The sequence below is a fragment of the Candidatus Electronema sp. JC genome, assembly GCF_048287365.2.
GTDB lineage: Bacteria > Desulfobacterota > Desulfobulbia > Desulfobulbales > Desulfobulbaceae > Electronema.
Window position 1 is genome coordinate 13,799 of record NZ_JBLWEM020000023.1, and the last position, 17,021, is coordinate 30,819.

At 54.7% G+C, this 17,021-nt stretch carries 15 protein-coding genes and 1 tRNA gene; 7 read left to right on the forward strand and 9 right to left on the reverse strand.

Features of this window, described 5'->3' with window-relative positions; genetic code table 11:
* Window positions 1-23 precede the first annotated feature (23 nt).
* The 9 genes from metG to ACNKH3_RS03560 all read right to left on the reverse strand — a co-directional run bounded on the left by metG (window position 24) and on the right by ACNKH3_RS03560 (window position 8,782).
* Entirely contained in the window at window positions 24-1,979 is a 1,956-nt protein-coding gene (metG, locus tag ACNKH3_RS03520) for a methionine--tRNA ligase (RefSeq protein ID WP_420208268.1), read from the reverse strand.
* A 10-nt stretch (window positions 1,980-1,989) separates the two neighbouring features.
* Entirely contained in the window at window positions 1,990-2,526 is a 537-nt protein-coding gene (locus tag ACNKH3_RS03525; protein ID WP_420208269.1) for a hypothetical protein, read from the reverse strand.
* A gap of 1 nt (window position 2,527) precedes the next feature.
* Window positions 2,528-3,478 carry a PSP1 domain-containing protein gene (locus tag ACNKH3_RS03530; protein ID WP_417916416.1) on the reverse strand — a complete coding sequence of 317 codons (951 nt, stop codon included), beginning with the start codon at window positions 3,476-3,478 and terminating at the stop codon, window positions 2,528-2,530.
* A 105-nt stretch (window positions 3,479-3,583) separates the two neighbouring features.
* Window positions 3,584-4,585, reverse strand: coding sequence for a DNA polymerase III subunit delta' (gene holB, locus ACNKH3_RS03535; RefSeq protein ID WP_417916417.1), 1,002 nt, complete (start codon window positions 4,583-4,585; stop codon window positions 3,584-3,586).
* 124 nt (window positions 4,586-4,709) lie between these two features.
* On the reverse strand, window positions 4,710-5,441 hold the full coding sequence (gene pyrF, locus ACNKH3_RS03540; protein ID WP_420208270.1) for an orotidine-5'-phosphate decarboxylase: 732 nt from the start codon (window positions 5,439-5,441) through the stop codon (window positions 4,710-4,712).
* Window positions 5,442-5,450: 9 nt separating this feature from the next.
* Entirely contained in the window at window positions 5,451-6,269 is an 819-nt protein-coding gene (gene lgt, locus ACNKH3_RS03545) for a prolipoprotein diacylglyceryl transferase (protein WP_420208271.1), read from the reverse strand.
* Window positions 6,270-6,320: 51 nt separating this feature from the next.
* Window positions 6,321-7,631 carry a hypothetical protein gene (locus ACNKH3_RS03550; protein ID WP_420208272.1) on the reverse strand — a complete coding sequence of 437 codons (1,311 nt, stop codon included), beginning with the start codon at window positions 7,629-7,631 and terminating at the stop codon, window positions 6,321-6,323.
* 164 nt (window positions 7,632-7,795) lie between these two features.
* Window positions 7,796-8,605, reverse strand: a complete 810-nt coding sequence (locus tag ACNKH3_RS03555) for a hypothetical protein (protein WP_417915945.1) — start codon at window positions 8,603-8,605, stop codon at window positions 7,796-7,798.
* A 42-nt stretch (window positions 8,606-8,647) separates the two neighbouring features.
* Window positions 8,648-8,782, reverse strand: coding sequence for a hypothetical protein (locus ACNKH3_RS03560; protein WP_420208273.1), 135 nt, complete (start codon window positions 8,780-8,782; stop codon window positions 8,648-8,650).
* 199 nt (window positions 8,783-8,981) lie between these two features.
* On the opposite strand from ACNKH3_RS03560, the gene ACNKH3_RS03565 reads away from it, so the two are divergent.
* The 7 genes from ACNKH3_RS03565 (at window position 8,982) to ACNKH3_RS03595 (ending at window position 17,021) form a co-directional block, all read left to right on the forward strand.
* Window positions 8,982-9,058: transfer RNA gene (locus tag ACNKH3_RS03565), tRNA-Met, on the forward strand.
* A 584-nt stretch (window positions 9,059-9,642) separates the two neighbouring features.
* The gene (locus ACNKH3_RS03570; protein ID WP_420208274.1) at window positions 9,643-10,320 is read left to right on the forward strand and encodes a hypothetical protein; all 678 of its coding nucleotides are present in this window, start codon (window positions 9,643-9,645) and stop codon (window positions 10,318-10,320) included.
* A 38-nt stretch (window positions 10,321-10,358) separates the two neighbouring features.
* Complete coding sequence (locus ACNKH3_RS03575; RefSeq protein WP_420208275.1) at window positions 10,359-11,342, forward strand: hypothetical protein; 984 nt, start codon at window positions 10,359-10,361, stop codon at window positions 11,340-11,342.
* Window positions 11,343-11,348: 6 nt separating this feature from the next.
* Window positions 11,349-13,589 (forward strand): lectin-like domain-containing protein, encoded by a 2,241-nt coding sequence (locus ACNKH3_RS03580; RefSeq protein ID WP_420208276.1) that lies wholly within the window; start codon window positions 11,349-11,351, stop codon window positions 13,587-13,589.
* Window positions 13,590-13,731: 142 nt separating this feature from the next.
* Window positions 13,732-15,501: a single-stranded-DNA-specific exonuclease RecJ gene (gene recJ, locus ACNKH3_RS03585; RefSeq protein WP_420208277.1), complete on the forward strand. Its 1,770-nt coding sequence runs from the start codon at window positions 13,732-13,734 to the stop codon at window positions 15,499-15,501.
* Between the two features lie 82 nt (window positions 15,502-15,583).
* Entirely contained in the window at window positions 15,584-15,847 is a 264-nt protein-coding gene (locus ACNKH3_RS03590) for a hypothetical protein (RefSeq protein ID WP_420208278.1), read from the forward strand.
* Entirely contained in the window at window positions 15,834-17,021 is a 1,188-nt protein-coding gene (locus ACNKH3_RS03595) for a hypothetical protein (protein ID WP_420208279.1), read from the forward strand. The genes ACNKH3_RS03590 and ACNKH3_RS03595 overlap by 14 nt, the downstream gene beginning before the upstream one ends.

Genomic DNA, 17,021 nt, shown 5'->3' on the forward strand with positions numbered 1-17,021 from the left:
TGCCCTTTTGTTTTTCCCTGGTCTTACGCCACCCTCGACCCTGCCGCAATATCCGCCGCCACGCTGGACAGCACCAGCCGCTCGTTGCCGTCTGCGTCCTTCTCTTTGGCAGCCAATACCATGCCTTGCGAAGCAATGCCCATCAGCTTGGCAGGCTTCAGGTTCGCCACAATAATAACCTTGCGCCCGATCAGCTCTTCCGGGCTGTAATGCTTGGCAATACCAGCCACCAGCGTGCGCTCCTCCGGTGCCTTCACCGTCAGCTTGAGCAGCTTCTCCGCCTTGGCGATTTTCTCCGCCGCGACAATCTCCGCCACCCGCAGCTCAACCTTGCCGAAATAGTCAAAGCTGATCAGACCGTCCTCTTCCTGCGCCGCTGGCTCTGCTTTTTTTTCCGCCTTGGCCTGCGGCTTGGGCTTCTCCGGCGCGGCAGGCACAGCGGCCTTTTTCTCCATCCGGGGAAAGATTGCCTCGCCGACATGCAGCGTGGTGCCGGGCTGAATTCCTCCCCAGCGGCCCGCTTCAGGCAATACCGCTTTATCCAATTCCTCGCTCAAGCCCAGCGCGGCAGCCATCTTAGCTGCCGCAGTCGGCATGACCGGACGCAGCACCAGTGCGAGAATCCGCAGGCTTTCGGCAAGGAAATAGAGCACCGTCCGCAGCCGCCCGGCCTGCGCCGCATCTTTGGCCAACTCCCACGGCGCGTTGGTGACGATGAAACGGTTCAGCATTCCAATCACTTCCCAGATTGCCTGCAAAGCGCGGTGGAACTCAAAGCCGTTCATGCAGGCGGCGTAATCGGCCAACATCTTCTCGATGGCGGAGATCAGCACCCGGTCTTCTTCGGTGACAGCGGCTTCATCCGGCTGCGGCACCTTCGTCTCCGCATACTTGGCGAGCATGGTCAAAGCGCGGGAGAAGAGATTGCCGATATCGTTGGCTAAATCGGAGTTGCGGCGTTCAAAGATCGCCTCTTTAGAAAACGAGGCATCGCGGCCAAAGCTCATCTCACGCAGAAGAAAATAGCGCACGGTGTCGCTGCCGTATTCTTCAACCAAATCGCCGGGGCGGATGACATTGCCGATGGATTTCGACATCTTGGTTTCATCCACATTCCAATAACCATGCACGTGCAGCTTCTGATACGGCGGCATCCCGGCAGCCTGAATCATGGTCGGCCAATAAATGGCATGCGGCTTGAGAATGTCCTTGGCAACAATGTGTTCCGCCACTGACCAATATTTGGTGAAATCTTTTCCGTCAGGATAGCCAATGCCGGTCAGATAATTGATGAGCGCATCAAACCAGACGTAGGTGACGAAATTCTTGTCGAACGGCAGCGGAATGCCCCAAGTCAGGCGCGAGCAAGGCCGGGAGATGCACAAATCCTCCAACGGCTCGCTGAGGAAAGAGAGCACCTCGTTGCGGTAGCGTTCAGGAGTGATGTAGTCAGGATTGGCTTTGATATGATTGATCAGCCAGTCCTGATATTTTGACATGCGGAAAAAATAATTCTGCTCGCTGACCTCATCCGGGACAGTGAGATGATCAGGACATTTGCCGTCCAACAGTTCTTTCTCGGTCAGGAATCGCTCGCAGCCCTTGCAGTAATGCCCGGAATATGAGGAAAAATAAATGTCGCCTTGCTCATAAACCTTTTGCAGAATGTCTTGCACCACCTTGATATGCTCAGGATACGTGGTGCGGATGAAATGATCCGGCGCGATGTCTAACAGCGGCCAAGTGTCGCGGAAGGCGGCGGAAATCCGGTCGGCATACTCACGCGGGCCAATGCCCTCTTTCTCCGCTGCTTGGACAATCTTCTCGCCGTGCTCATCCGTGCCGGTCTGAAAGCGCACGTCATCGCCGCATAGCCGCCGGAAACGGCTGTAGGTGTCAGCAATGATGGTTGTATAAGCGTGGCCGATGTGCGGCGTGGAATTGACGTAATAAATCGGGGTGGTGATGTAGGTGGTCATGATTGGAAAATTATAAATGCGCAGGCCGCTTCGCCCGCTGAAGGTTCATAGCTGGATGCAGCTCCAGCGGGTTCACTCGCTCGCAGCCGCAAATATTGCAGCGATTTTGCGCTGATAGAATATCTTTGATGATTACTGGATCAGCTTTGTTCAGCGCGGCCAGCTTGTTAAGAATTCCTTCTATTTCTGCAGACGACTCTCGGAGCAGAGCAATAATATCTTCTCCAAACTCTTTCTTCACTGATTCAGAATCAGTGATCACGACAAATTTGCTTTGCAGGCTTCGCACCAAATGATTCATTCCGAAAATAGTCTGCCGGTAAACAACGCTCTTTTCTTTTTCCTTTTTTCGCAAAGAGTGCAATGAATAATCGACAACGAGACTGATCCCTATGACAAAAGATATCGGCAAAGCGACATCAACAAAACATGTCTCATGATTATGACAGACAAAAAGCAGCCATGTCAAGTCAAGGTTAAACAGTAACTCCAACACGGATGCGACAAACAAGACTGTCAAAACGACAGTGCTTATTTTGAACTTCATTTCAATCCTTTCTGCGCTTTGATGAAAATTCCTTCTTCCCGACAACCTTGCTTTTTTTTTGCGCCTGCATTCCCTGCCGTTCCGCATTCTCCGCCTCGCGCCACTGCGCCTCAGTCAGCGTCACCTCCGCGCCATCCTCGGAAACGGCCTGCACTGTGGCCTGCATCGGCAGCACCCGCGTGACTTTATACATCTTGTCGGCATGATAAAGCTGCTGCCCCAGCCGGGGCATCTCCCGCTTGATAGCCCGGTAGCTTTCAAATTCGTAGGTCAGACAGCAAAGCAGACGGTTGCAGACCCCGGAAATTTTGGCCGGATTGAGCGGCAGGTCCTGCGCCTTAGCCATTTTGATAGACACTGACTCAAAATTGCGGAGAAAGGCGGCGCAGCACAGCTCGCGCCCGCAGGCCCCGATGCCGCCGGTCATCTGGGTTTCGTGGCGGACACCGATCTGCCGCATCTCGACGCGGGTGCGGAACTCATGCACCAGATCTTTGACCAACTCACGGAAATCCACCCGGTTTTCAGCAGTGAAATAAAAAATCACCTTGGAGCCATTGGCGTGGCACTCGGCCTGCACCAAGTGCATGGGCAGATGCAAGGCCCTGATCCGCTCTTTGCAGAAAGCGGCGGCTGCCCGCTCGCGGGCGGGCAGCTGAACGAGGCGGTCCTGCTCCTCGGCATTGGCGCGGCGGGTGATCTCCCAGGCATGATCAGCGGATTTGTCAGGCAGGGGCGCAGGCGCACGGCAGGCGAGCGTCACCGGCTCCAGCCGCTCCTCTGTCCTGATCAGCACGATCTCGCCGGGGGACAAATCAGCCAGCAGGCTGCGGGCGAGATGATCCTGCCCCAGCGGGCGGCGGCGGACGCGGTAGAAATGAATTTCTCCGCCTTGGCTGACGGTTGTCTCAGCTATTGAAGGCGCGTTGTCCTGCCCTGCAAATTTCATCATTTGTTATCAATATTGACAATATCAGATCAACAGCTTGGCATTCAGGCAAATGCAAAATATCTGAAATTGTTCTGTTGAAGTTGTTTTCAAATGCTTCAGGAGCTGTCAAAGCCCGCCGCCGCCTTTTGCTCCGCCGCAGAACAGCTCCAGCAGCAGCGCTTCGCAAACCAAGGTCCGGCTGCAATTTCTCGCCAGATCGCTGCGGGCCGATGCCGCCGCCTCCACCATAGCAGAAAGCTGCTGCAAATTCCAGCGTTCTCTTGCCCCGGCCAGCGGATGGCCCGCTTCCAGCTCCTTCCCGCAGAGGCGGGAGGCCATCACTTCCTTCCAAGACAGTGAAAGAAGATCAAGAAAGAGATTCAGATCGTCCTTCAGCTCCGCCAGCCGACCGGCCAGAGCAAGAGCCTGTTCGACCGCCGCCGCCTCGCTGGCGGCGGCGGCCAGCAGGGCATCCAAGCATTCCTTATGCAGCCTGAGAGCATCGCTGCTGTGCAGAGCTGCGGCGCGGCCCGGACAGCCGCCGGTCAGCTTGGCCATCAATCGAGCGTCTTCTGGAGAAAACTGCGGCTGCGTCTGTCGGATGACCTGTCCGGCCTCCGCCTCAGTCAGCGGGGCAAAGGGAATGACCTGGCAGCGGGAGACGATGGTTTCCAGCATCGGCTCTGCGTCCGAGGCGATGAGCAGGATGATGTTGTCCGGCGGCGGCTCCTCCAGCAGCTTGAGCAGGCTGTTGCCTGCTTCGCGGCCCATGCTCTGCGCGTCCTCAATGATCACCGCCCGCATTCCCTGCTCAAAGGGCGGAAAAGTCAGGGCCTTTTTCAGCTCGCGGATTTGATTGATTTTGATCCCCGCGCCTTCCGGCTGGAGCAGGAGAAAATCAGGATGGCTGCCTGCGGCGAATTTCCGGCAGCCGGAGCAAAAGCCGCAGGGCGGGCCGCCGCCTTTTTGTTCACAAAGCAGCGTGGCGGCCAAGGCGCGGGCGGTTGTGCTTTTGCCCGCGCCTTCCGGCCCGGTGAAGAGATAGCCGTGCGCCAGCCGCCTGCCGTTCAGGGCGCGGCGGAGCAGGCTCAGGGCTTTGCGCTGACCGATGATTTGGGAAAAGGGCATAAATGACAGCAATAGGAAAAAGCAGTCGGCCAGACAGCAGGCCGACTGTCTTTGCAAGTCTCTTGCAAGCTGGGCGTGAGGAAAGAAAAACCGGAGGAATGAGCAAGCTGACGGAAAATTGCGATCAAACTGACAGACGATTTCTCCCAGCCAGCCCCTCGGCGATCTCCTGCTGCAAGCTGCGGATCAGGGCGACGGGGTCTTTGCTGTCGCGGATTGGCCTGCCGATGACCACGTAATCCGCGCCGCTGAGGATGGCGTTTTTAGCTGTGGCGATGCGCTTCTGATCGTCGCTGCCGTCGTCTATATTCGCTCCGGGCCGGATGCCCGGTGTGACGATGAGGAAATTCTCATCCAGCTCGCCGCGCAGCGGCCCGGCCTCCAGCGCAGAGGCCACCACGCCGTCGCAGCCCAGCTCCAGCGCCCGGCGCGAGCGCAGCAGCACCAAATCGGCGATGCTGCCGCTCATGCCCATCGCCCGCATGTCCTCCTCGCCGAAGCTGGTCAGCACCGTGACTGCGAGGATTTTGAGGTCGCCCTTGGCTGCCGCCGCCGCCCGCAGAATCGGGTCGTTGCCATGCACGGTGGCGAAGGTCACGCCCCGGCCGCAGAGCTGGCCGACCGCCAGCTTGACCGTCTCTGGGATGTCGAAGAATTTCAGGTCAACCATCACCTTGCAGCCGCGCTCGACCAGCGCGTCGATGGTCTTGAACCAGCCTGCCATGAAGAGCTGAAGGCCGACCTTGAAAAAGCGGATTTCGCCGTCCAGCCGCTCGATCAGGCGCATGGCCTCCTCGTGGGTGGGCACGTCAAGGGCAAAGATGATCCGCTCGTTGAGCGGGATGTTTTTGGGCATGATGCGTACTTAGTGGGCAAGAGATTGCTGCTGCCGTTGCCGCAGCGCAGTGTGCAGGATCAGTCCTGCGGCGATCATCGCGGCGCAGAGCAGCTGGCCCATGCTCATGCCGAAGAGCAGCAGGCCGAGCTGCGGATCCGGCTCGCGGAAGAATTCGATCAGCCAGCGGAAGGTTCCGTACAAAATAAGAAACAAGGCCAGCAGGGAACCGTGCGGCCACAGTCTGCCGGGCTGATTCTGCCACGGCTTGGCCCGCAGCGGCCAGAGGATGCAGAAGAGAACCAGTCCTTCCAGCAGGGCCTCGTAGAGCTGGGAAGGATGCCGGGGCAGCTCGCCGCCGCCGGGGAAAATCATCCCCCACGGCGCGTCGGTGACGCGGCCATACAACTCGCCGTTCATGAAGTTGCCGATCCGGCCTAAGCCAAGGCCGACAGGGGCCGTGACCACATACAAGTCCGCAGACTGCCAGAAATTCAGCTTGGCGGAGCGGCAGAAAAGCAGCCCGGCCAGCACAACCCCGATCACCCCGCCGTGGAAGGACATGCCGCCCTGCCATGTGGCGAGGATTTCCGCCGGATGCTCAAGGTAATAGGGCAAGTTGTAAAACAGGACGTAGCCGCCGCGCCCGCCGAGGATCACCCCGGCGATCAGGGCCAGATTGAGGTTGTCTATCTGGTCCAGCATCCGCTGCCAGCCGAACTGCCGCGCCTGCTGTCTGACTAAAAGATATGAGGCGGCGAAACCGAGAACATACATCAGGCCGTACCAGCGCACCGCGAAAGGACCGACGGCGAATATTACAGGATCAATGTCAGGATAAGCAAGCATGACGAGGTGAATGCGTTTTTTCTGATTGCTGCGGAACAAGCGGCGGCGGGGCTATTTGATCACTTCCCAGCTGCTGATGATAGTGATGATGTCCCGCTTCTCCTGCTCGCTGAGATAGTTGGGGTCGCCGCTGTTTTCCGCCATCTTGCTCACTGTCTGCGCCCATTCGTCCGTGCTTTTCTCAGCCTGCTCGACGACGTGCAGGCTGTGGCAGCGCTGGCATTTCGCCTTGAGCAGCGGATGCTCCAGCCGGGCTGAGGGCGGCTCGGCAGCAGGCCCGCTGCGCCGCTCGTCCGGCGGCAGGCTGAGAAAGTCGATGATCTGCTGCTTCTCCGGCTCAGAAAGATACTCTGGATCGCCGGTCATTTCAACCATGCTGTTGACCGTTTCCGTCCATTCCTCCCGGCTTTTCTCCGGGCGCAGCACCCGCTCCAAGGCGTGGCAGCCTGCGCTGCATTTGCGGGCGATCAGTTTTCTGACCCCGATAAACACATCCTCCGGCTTGTCATCCGGCTGGCTGATTATGCGTCCCTGACGGCGGCGGCTGAGAAAGCTGATGATGATCTCTTTCTCCTCGTCATTCATATAGCCGGGGTCGCCGACAATTTTGATCATGCGATCAACAATCTCGCGCCAGAGCTGCGCGTTCTTCTCGGTAATGAAAATTTTATCCAAAGCGTGGCAGATCACACATTTGGCGGAAATCAGCTGCCGCGCCCGCTTGTCAAATTTTTGCTCCTCCAGCTTGTTGAGATATTCGGCGATGTGCTTGACCTCGGAGCTGGAGATGTTGGGCGCGTCAAAACTGGCCATCCTGCTGACTATCGGCGACCAGTCGGTGATGCTGGCGGTGTAGATCCGCTCCAGGCTGTGGCACTTGCTGCATTTTTTGCTCATGATCGCCTGGCCCGGCTCTATGCCTATATTCTGCTCCGCGTCCGGGCCCAACATGCCGGATTTCAGCCTGTCGCCGTGCTGGGCGTAGTATTTCGCCGCCATGCCGGTCAGTCCGAAGGACAGGCCGAAAATGGCGGTGCCGAGCAGGAGCAGCTTGGTGCTGATCCGGGCCTGCTGCCGGGCGATCACCACCTTGATCATGACCAGCGGCACCAGCAGCAGGGCGAGGATCATGACCGGCGCGGGCATGTTCTCCTGAAGGCTGCCGGCCTGAAAGACCATGCAGGCCAGCAGCACTGCGAAGAGCACCAGAAAAAGATAGCCGAGAATGCGCTGGAAAAAAGGGCAGCCGCTTCTGCCGCCCTGCTCCTGCGGACTGCTGCTCATCTCCAGCATGATCAGCACAGTGACTCCGGCGATGACAACCAGCAGCACCGCCAGCATGAACGAAAATTGTTGATACATGAAGTTCTGTCCCTGATGTGCGCAACACTGAGGGGCGGCTGCCGGAACTGCCGCTGCCAGGCTCCTCCTTCCCGGCAGCCGCGCGCGGCGCATTCAGATTTTTCCGGCTCCGTCCCGCATCAGGAGGAGTTCTGATTGCAGTCTATCGCTTTTCCTGCCGCAATTCAATCTCCCCGGCGGTTTTTTCCTGCCGTCCGCCGCTGCGCGGCCCGGCTGATGATCTCCCGCACCGCCGCGTCTTCCGGCAGCGAGGACTCCAGCGGGATGAGGCGGGCGTTGAAGCGGCAGAGATTTTCATCCTCCGCCTGCGGCGCCGCCCATCTGCCCGCCTCAGTCCATGTGATCCGCAGCAGGCCCAAAGTTTTTCCCTGCGCGCCGGTCTGGGCGAAAAGCGCGCCGCCGGACAGCGCGGGATGCGATGCGGCGGCTCCCGGCCCGGAGGTCAGCACGATGTGCAGGCCGGGATGGGCGGCGGCTATTTCCTTGTTCACCGCCGCTGGATAGCTGGAGAGCAGGATGACCACCGCCGCTTTGCCGCGAGCCTGCCGCAGGATCTCAGGCAGCACATCCTGCCACGGCAGCACCACATAGTCCGCCTTGTCCGGGGCCGCCGCCAACGTCTCTGGCCCGCCGGTGAGACCCAGCACCGCCACCGGCAGTCCAGCTGTTTCAGTCATAAGCCACGAAGGAAAAACCGGCTGCCTGCTTGCCGCCTCGACCAGATTCATCGACAGCCAGGCCAGCTGCCGCTCCTGCTGAAGCTGCTTCAGAAACGCCACGCCGCCGGCCAGGTCGTGCGCGGCAATGCCGAGGGCGCGGCAGCGCATGGCCTCCATGGCCTCGGCGATGCCTGCGGCGGCGTTTTTTCCGGACTCCTCCTGGCCGGCGGACAGTCTGCTCTGCTTGTTGAACAGCAGGCCGCCGCTGTCAAGATGCAGCCAAGGAAGCTGCTCCTGCCCGGCGATCCGGGTCATCTGCGCTGATTTTCTGGACAGACCGCCCAGCTGCCGGGATTTTCAGCCGCAGGGTTCAGTTTCGCCATGCACGTTGTTGCTGTAAAAAAGGAGAAATTCGGCGGCCATGACCGGCGCGGCGGTCAGCAGGAGAAGCGGCAGCAGGGCCGCACGGAGCAATGTCAGCATGACCTTCATCTTGTGTCGGGTTGCGTGTCCGTCTGCCGGACGCAGGACGGAAATTTCAGTCATTATCCTTTTTTTTCTGATGCAGGACAAGGAATTGCTGGCTGGCCGGACAGAAAAGCCGCCGCTGGCGGCGGGCGGCCATGTTTTTTATGATTCCTGCTTGACAAAAGGAACAGAAAAGAGCATAATTCTCTTCCTTGGAATTGAAGGCGATGTAGCTCAGCCGGTTAGAGCATACGGCTCATATCCGTAGTGTCCGGGGTTCAAGTCCCTGCATCGCCACCAAAAAATATCCGGCATTGTCCGGTCAGGCAATATGAAAGCCCTGAATCCAAAATGGATTCAGGGCTTTTTCGTTTTTGGCCGGAGCAACAGGCGGTTGGAGCTCAACCTCCTGCCGCGCATGACCAAGGAAATTTGCTGGAAGAATGCTTCAAAACGGGTTTACAGGTTAATATCGGCTGCTCCATAAAATTCTTGTGTTTTCATGCGCTTAATTTCACAGCCCGCAGATGGCGGGGAATTGCATATTAGTTGTTGCTTTTTCAGATGAAATCTGTATTCTTAAGCCACTCTCTCGCATGGAGCAAAAAATGATTGAGGAGCAAAGCATTCAGTGAGTTTAAAAAGAATCATTCAGATTATTATTTATCTGAAAAACTCAGTTCTTACAGAGATACATTGCCATGACTCAAAAAAAATCCTTCATAAAAATTTATCTCATCGCATTTTCTCTGTTTCTTTGCGCCCCGTCAGTCAGCGAGGCAGTGTCTTTGGGCGTTTCGACGGCAACGGCGCATCCCGGCAACAGCATCATTGTGCAGATAACCGTTGATCAGCCTGCGGAAATTGCTGCGGCACTCCTTGCCTTGACCTACAACACCGATTACTTGCAGTTGACCTCGGTCGCATCTCCATTTTTTGGCACCTTTTCCGAGCAATGGCAGTCTCTGAGTCCTGTTCCTGATCCGCTGCCGCCGAGCGAAATCGTGGTTGATGGAGTCACCTACACCAGCCCGGTTGTGTATAAGGTCTCTGAAAACAAGGCAGTTCTCAGCGGGATACGGGTTCAGGCCGGGCAGAGCGAAACGACCTTGTTTCAGCTCAGTTTCACTGTTGCAGGCAATGCGCCTGATGGCACCTATCCCATAGCCATTGAAGCCGTGGCCATGAACAATGAGAGCTGCGGTTATCCGGCGAGCGGGGAAACGCTTCCTCTGCTCAATGGTGCGGCAGACGCTGAGAACCCATTTCCTCCTTTGCCGGTTTCCTTGACTGAAGGCGCGGTTGTTGTTCATACTTTTTCGGACAGTGATCAGGACGGCATTGACGATGTTTGGGAAGAGCAAATGTTCGGTGATCTGGACACGGCCAATGCGTTCAGTGATTATGATCATGACGGCTATACGGACTTGCAGGAATATTTCAACAGTATTGCCGGGAAAGTTGATCCAGAAGGCAATCCCTACAATCCGAAAGAAAAAAATGCGCCCGGCGGCACTGGATACAGAGCGCACATGCCTTGGATTCATCTTCTTTTAAATTGACAGGGTTCTGCTGTCGGAAGAACTGGAGAGAGATTATGTTGTCTGCACAAAAGAAACAAACAGGCAGGAAGGTGAATAGGGTTGCAATTGCTGCAATGTTTTTGGCCGGTGTTCTGCTTCTGAATGTTTTTCCTGATGAGGCATCTGCTTCTCAAGCTGATGAGCTTGAAAAAGCCATGAAGATTATGCGGATGCTGACAGGGAATGAAGGAACTTGCACGGATTTGGATGCGGACGGTAATGGCAAGGTTGCGGCAGGAGATGCTATGCTTGCCTTGCAGAAGGCGGCTAATCTAACTCAAGAGAATTGGAAAATTATAGGTGATATTCCTGAGTTCTACTTTTCATCAGAACCTATTATTGATGAAAATACAGCATTTACAATGAATGTTGATCCATTTGATCGACTTATGCTGACGGCTGTGACGACCAATGGATGGACTGTGGAGTACTTTGCAGTCAAGGATGCAATGGGTGCTCCAGTTGTCCTTACGGGATTTCATGCCCAAAAGGATGAGACCAGCGAGTATTTTGAGATGGAATTCGACGGCGATGGACATCTAATCTCTATTGGGCAACAGGATGATAAAAAAGTAATTTTAAATTGGGAGAACTACACAATTCACGGTGAAAAGGAATGGACAGTTATTGGTGAATTGCCTGATGTCAGTTCGATCCAGCCTCCGGTAGTCGATGATCAATCCGAAGTGGTGACTAATACTGATCCTTCTGATCCGTTATGGCTTACAGTAACGACAACTAACGGCTGGGTGGTTAAATATTTTGCGGAGAAAGATATCTACGGTGCTGCCAAAGCTCTTGTATTTATTTCTGCTGAAGAAATTATAGGTAATCACATTATTAAAACGCTAATGGATGATTACGGGTATCCTACAAAATTCAGTGTAAATGAAGGAACAATTATCGCCTTGGATTGGATTTTGCATGAAGTTCATATTGAAGAGGGATTTCTTCAAGCTCCAATTGAGGCAATTCGCTCATCTTTAAGTAATATAGATTAATGTGCTTTGGGATTTATCTTGGCTAATGCTGGGTGCAGCGCCTCTGGTCTTTTATCAAAAACACCAATTGAAGAAGTAGGTGCGCTTGCAGTTGATCATCTTTGTGGAGTTGCAATTAACTCTATTGGGGCTGGTCTTTGTCCTTCTGCTTCTCCCGAGTTACTTGAATGTAATATAAAAAATTCTTTGATTGGTCATGCAGGCGGGATAGCCGTTGGTCTTGTGGGGTTGGCTGCCACCGGAGTAGGTATCCTACCAGCTGTGGCAATAGGTGCCGGATATTCTTTGATTACAGGTTTTGGTGCATATATAACTTGTGACATTAAGTACGGCAGTAGCTCCGGCGACCCACACATCTACACACTTGACAGGCTGCACTACGACTTCCAAGCGGTGGGAGAGTTTGTCTATTTGCAATCAACGCAAGACCCGACGGAGATGACCATCCAAATTCGTCAGGGACCTTGGCGAAACTCAAAACATATTGCCACCAACAAAGCCGTTGCCATGAGCGTTGGCGGAGATGTGGTCGAAATCAATGTTGCAAAGACTCCTTGTTTGTCTATCAACAATGCTCCAAAAACTATGGCGGACAAAGAGATTGTCCAACTCAAAAACGGCTGTAAAATCTATGCACAGAACCAGAATCGATATTGGGTCATCTGGAAGGACAACAGCATGGCGTTGGTTAATACTCACAACAGTCATCTTGATATTTTCGTTTCCCTGCCAGACAACCGCAAAGGGCTGGTCAAAGGTTTGCTCGGCAACAGCGACGGCGACAGAAGCAATGACCTGCAAACCAGAGACGGCAGCAAAACGTTTAACGTATTTTATAAGCTGGCAAAAGATGAACTGTACAATCAGTTTGGCAACAGCTGGCGCATCACCAAAGACGAGTCTTTATTCACGTATGCTGAGGGAGAGGACACCTCAACCTATACTGACCTCAATTTTCCTTATGAGCTTATCAAAGCATCGGACCTCTCGGATGATGTGCGCACCAATGCCGAAAAAATCTGCCGTGATGCAGGAATTACTGATTCCATCCTGCTTGAGGACTGCATTCTTGATGTCGGCATGACTGGTGACCCCACCTTTGCCGACAATATGAAAGACCTTACGCCTCCTGAGCAATCTATCACCGTGACAGATGACTGGCTGCTGTACGAGGATGCGCAGAAGGCCGAAGGAGATAAGATTATACGCATCACCCCTGATGCAACGTGGAAGACTGGCATGGCCCTGCGTGAAGGCGCGCTCAACGTGGATGGTGATTTTGAAAAAACGTTCACCATCTATATGGGAGACAACAACAATGGGGCCGACGGCATGGTCTTTATCATGCTTCCTGAATTGACTCCGGCAGGTACGTCCCTGAACGGAGGAGAAGGATTGGGTTTCAGCAGCGCATGTGGTGACAAACCTTGTTTAGGTGTCGAAATAGATACCTTTAGCAATTCATCCGATCCGTCGGCAGATCATATTGCTCTCATCAAGAATGGCTCTGTCAAACATAACAGCACAGATAATGGAGGACTTCCCTTAGTGCCTCTTACCTTCAACATTGAAGACAATGCAACGCATACCATGACTGTAAGCTGGAACAAAGAGGCGCAAGTTTTCTCTGTGACTCTGGACGGCAGCACAGTTTTTGCGCATGAAGGTCTTGACCTCAAGACGCTTCTCGGAACTTCCACGGCAAGCTATGGCTTTGTCGGCGCAACAGGCAGCGCAACCAGCGAGCAGTATTTTTCTCCGGTTATTTTTTATACAAATAACTTGCTGGAGAATTCTGGATTTGAATCAGGATTAGATAATTGGATAACAGATAACGCAATTAGGACTAATACTGATGACCCGCCACCTCATAGCGGCATCAATTATTTGGGAGGTATCACGGCTGCAACTACCCATAGTTACCAGATCGTTGACCTTGCAGCCAAGGGATTTAGCATCCAAGATATTGATTCTGGAAAATTGACTGCAAGGTTTGGTGGCTGGCAGTCCGGCTATGGAACCCAAGAGGATAGAGGGAAAATTGAGATTACCTTCAGCAACGGGAGTTCAGATATAGGCTCTTCTGATTTAGGCTGGTTTTATTCAAATAATACGTGGACGTTAAAAGAAAATACCGTGGCAGTGCCGTCAGGAACTCGTTTTGTCACCTATCATTTTTACTCTGAGCGAACTCAAGGATGGAATAACGACGGTTATCTTGATGATGCTTTCCTTATTGTTCAATAGATTTGCCTGTAATAAGGTTCCAAGGTGACTTGTCTGCGTTTTATAGTTTCTTGAACAGTAGGGGGTGCTCGCACTATTTTTATTCGGCCATGAACGTGAACTAAATGATTAAGATGATTGACAGCAAATCAAGCCAGTTGGCATGGAAACAGGCGTGAGCAGGGCAGGGGGCTTAACCCTTCCGCCGCCGCTTTCCGCAACCGAAGCGACCTGCTGCAAGCAGCTGGCTGCTGACCTGCAACTGCCGCTCGTCATTGCCAAAATCCTCTTCCGGCGTGGTCTTGTTTCCGCTGAAGCCGCCCGCCGCTTCCTCCAGCCGCAGCTTGCTGACCTGCCTGCGCCAAGCGCGATGAAAGGGCTGGACAAGGCGGCGGATCTGCTCGCCGAAGCTGTGGTGCGTCGGCGGCAGATCGTCATTCACGGCGACTATGACGTGGACGGCATCACCGCCACGGTGCTGCTGGCTGACTTCCTGCGCAAAACCGGCCTAGAGCCTATTTATCATCTCCCCAACCGCCTGACTGACGAGTACGGCCTGACCATGAAGTCTGTGGCCGCGCTGGCCGCGCTGGTGCTCATGCCTGCGCTACTGATCACCGTGGATTGTGGCATCTCCACGCCGAAGGAAGTGCGATATGCCCAGAGCTTAGGCTTCACTGTCATCATCACTGACCACCATGAGCCGCCTGCTGCCGCAGCGGATTTTCCCTTGGCCGACGCAGTGGTGAATCCGAGGCAGGCGGGCTGCGCCTTTGCCGACGGCGAGCTGGCCGGTGTGGGCGTGGCCTTCTTCCTCCTCGTTGCCCTGCGGAGAAAGTTAGTCGAAAAGGGCTGGTGGACGCAGGACAAGATGCCGAATCTGCGCGATTCACTCGACCTCGCCGCCTTGGGCACCATTGCTGACGTGATGCCGCTGACCGGGGTGAACCGCGTGCTTGTCCGTGCCGGGCTGGAGGTCATCAGCGGACGTGGCAGGCCGGGCATCGCCGCGCTCTGCGAGCGGGCCGGACTACGGGAAGATAGTGTTTCTGCGGAGAATGTGGCCTATCAGCTGGGGCCGCGCATCAACGCCGCTGGACGGCTGGGTAATCCGCAGCTGGCCGCAGATCTGCTGCTGACACAGGACATGGGCGCGGCAGCAGTGCTGGCGGAGGAGCTGGAGGCGGCGAACATCCTTCGCCGCGAGCTGGAAGCCGAGGTGCTGGAAGCCGCGCTTCAGCAGGCAGAACAGCAGGTTGCAGCAGGGCAGGGGAGTCTTGTCCTGCAAGGCCCGGACTGGCACCCCGGCGTGATCGGCATCATCGCCTCCCGGATGATAGATCGTTTTCACCTGCCGTCCTTGGTCTTCACTGGCGACAGCGGTCAGGAAGGAATGCTCAAGGGATCAGGCAGATCCGTGCCGGGCTTGAACCTGCATCAGGTGCTGGAGCAATGCAGGGCGTGGATCGTTCATTTCGGCGGCCACGCGATGGCCGCTGGCCTGACTGTGCGGAACGAGGACTTTGCCCAGTTCCGCACCGCCTTTGCTGAGGCTGTCCGCGCCTTGGGCGGCGGGCTGCCCAAGGCAGGCATCTCGATTGACGCAGTGTTAGACGAGCAGACGGACTTCCGCGAACTGGCCAGCAGTCTGCGGCTGCTGGAGCCGTTCGGCCAAGGCAACCCGGAGCCGGTTTTTCTCCTGCGCAACATCCGCCTGCGCGAGGTCAACACGCTGCGCGAGCATCTGCGCTTCGCCGTGCCGCTCAACGGCGGCATGGTCAAGGGCATCGGCTTTTTCATGGCCGCTCATTTTGAGGCGGCGGCAGAAGGGGCGGTGGATTTGGCCTTCAGGCTGAAGGAGAGCAGCTACCGGGGCGTGAGCCGAGTGGAAGTCCATGCGGCGGCTATTCTCAGCGGCAAAAACTTATCATAATATATATTATGCGACATTAAGCGTGCCACGAAAAATTCCTTGACCTCCTCACATGCCGCACAGTATCGTTAACTCAGCTTAGTTGTCCGATAAATCTGAACAAGCCTTGTCTGCCGCGATGATGTTTGCCAACCGAAAGCTGCTGCGGTTTTCTGTTGTAATCCTGCTGCATATCGCTGCTGTCACAGCACTGTTCAAGCTGGTGTATCCTGAGGTGGAGATAAGTTCTCTCACCACGGTGATTGCAGGAATTGGTCTCTGCTTGGCGTTTGCAACAGATTTTATTTATTCAAAGATCACAGGCCGAAAAAAGAAACAAGACGGAGAGACAAATGAAAACGATTAAATTGATTATATTGCTGTTTGCGGCACTGCTGGCGCAGGATTTGTCCGCCACTCCTGTCCCGCAAATCATTGAGGAAGAGCCGGATTTTGGCGGATGGCATGTGGCCTACAGCAATGAAGTGACGGAGGAGCAAGCTGCGCAAGGTTATTTGAATTCTCAGCTTTCTCTGTTCAGTGGAGATGCTGAAATCATTGAATCGTGGGCAGACTTCATGCTCCGCCAAGCTGTCGCTTTAATGGTGCATAAAGCCGGGCCGGAGCTGGCTGATCAATTCACTCCAGATGAGCAGCAGCACGCTGGCAGGTTCGGCGTTGCCACAATAAAAAAACTGCTCAGAAGCAAACAGTCTGGATATGAGCAGAAAGATTTTTCTTCTCTCGTATTTAAAGCTGGAGTGACTAAACGCGGCGGCAAGTTTATCCCCTATTTTGCCTTGCGTCTGCGTCCAGCTTCTGCTCCTGTCGAGGAGCAAATTGAGGTTTACCGTCGTCGCAATGAGCAGCAGGCTAAACCTGAGGCAGATATTGTTATTGAGGAGTTATCAGCGTATATTCCTAAAGCATTTGCTCAAAAGTCACCAGCTCTCCCTGCCGCTCATGTCTGGGAATATCTCTCCAGCTTTGGTGCGGAGCCTGAAGACTATGCAACGTACTCCTACGTTTTGACAGGGAGAAATGGCGGCAGCAAATACATTGATCTGGTGAATTATATTCAAGAATCAACGGCATCGGCCAATGAAATGGCGGAATCCATACCGCCGGAGGAATTGAATATCTTCCTGATTCCGTCTGTTGGCACTGACGACACCTCGCATAAGCCGGATTACGAATCATCCAGAAAACTTCTTGCTGTGTTAAGCGCAAGGACAAAACTCAATTTTGACCGGCCTGGGCCATACATCATAACTACATATCAGCCAATCAGCAAGATCAAAAAAGGCGCAGACGTTGACATGCTTTATGTTGATATGACGAATATCAATCAAGGCGCGGCCAAAGAACTTGTCAGGATGTACAAAAAAACTGTTCTGAAGAAAAAGCTGAACGGGATGGACAAGCTGTATTCTTTGCGTCTGGCATTTCTAAATCTTGCATTCATGACCGAGGAAAGCATTGGCTTCGCAAAAACGGCATCCGCTTCCTTGGATCCCATTTTTTCCGGCGGCGGCAACTGA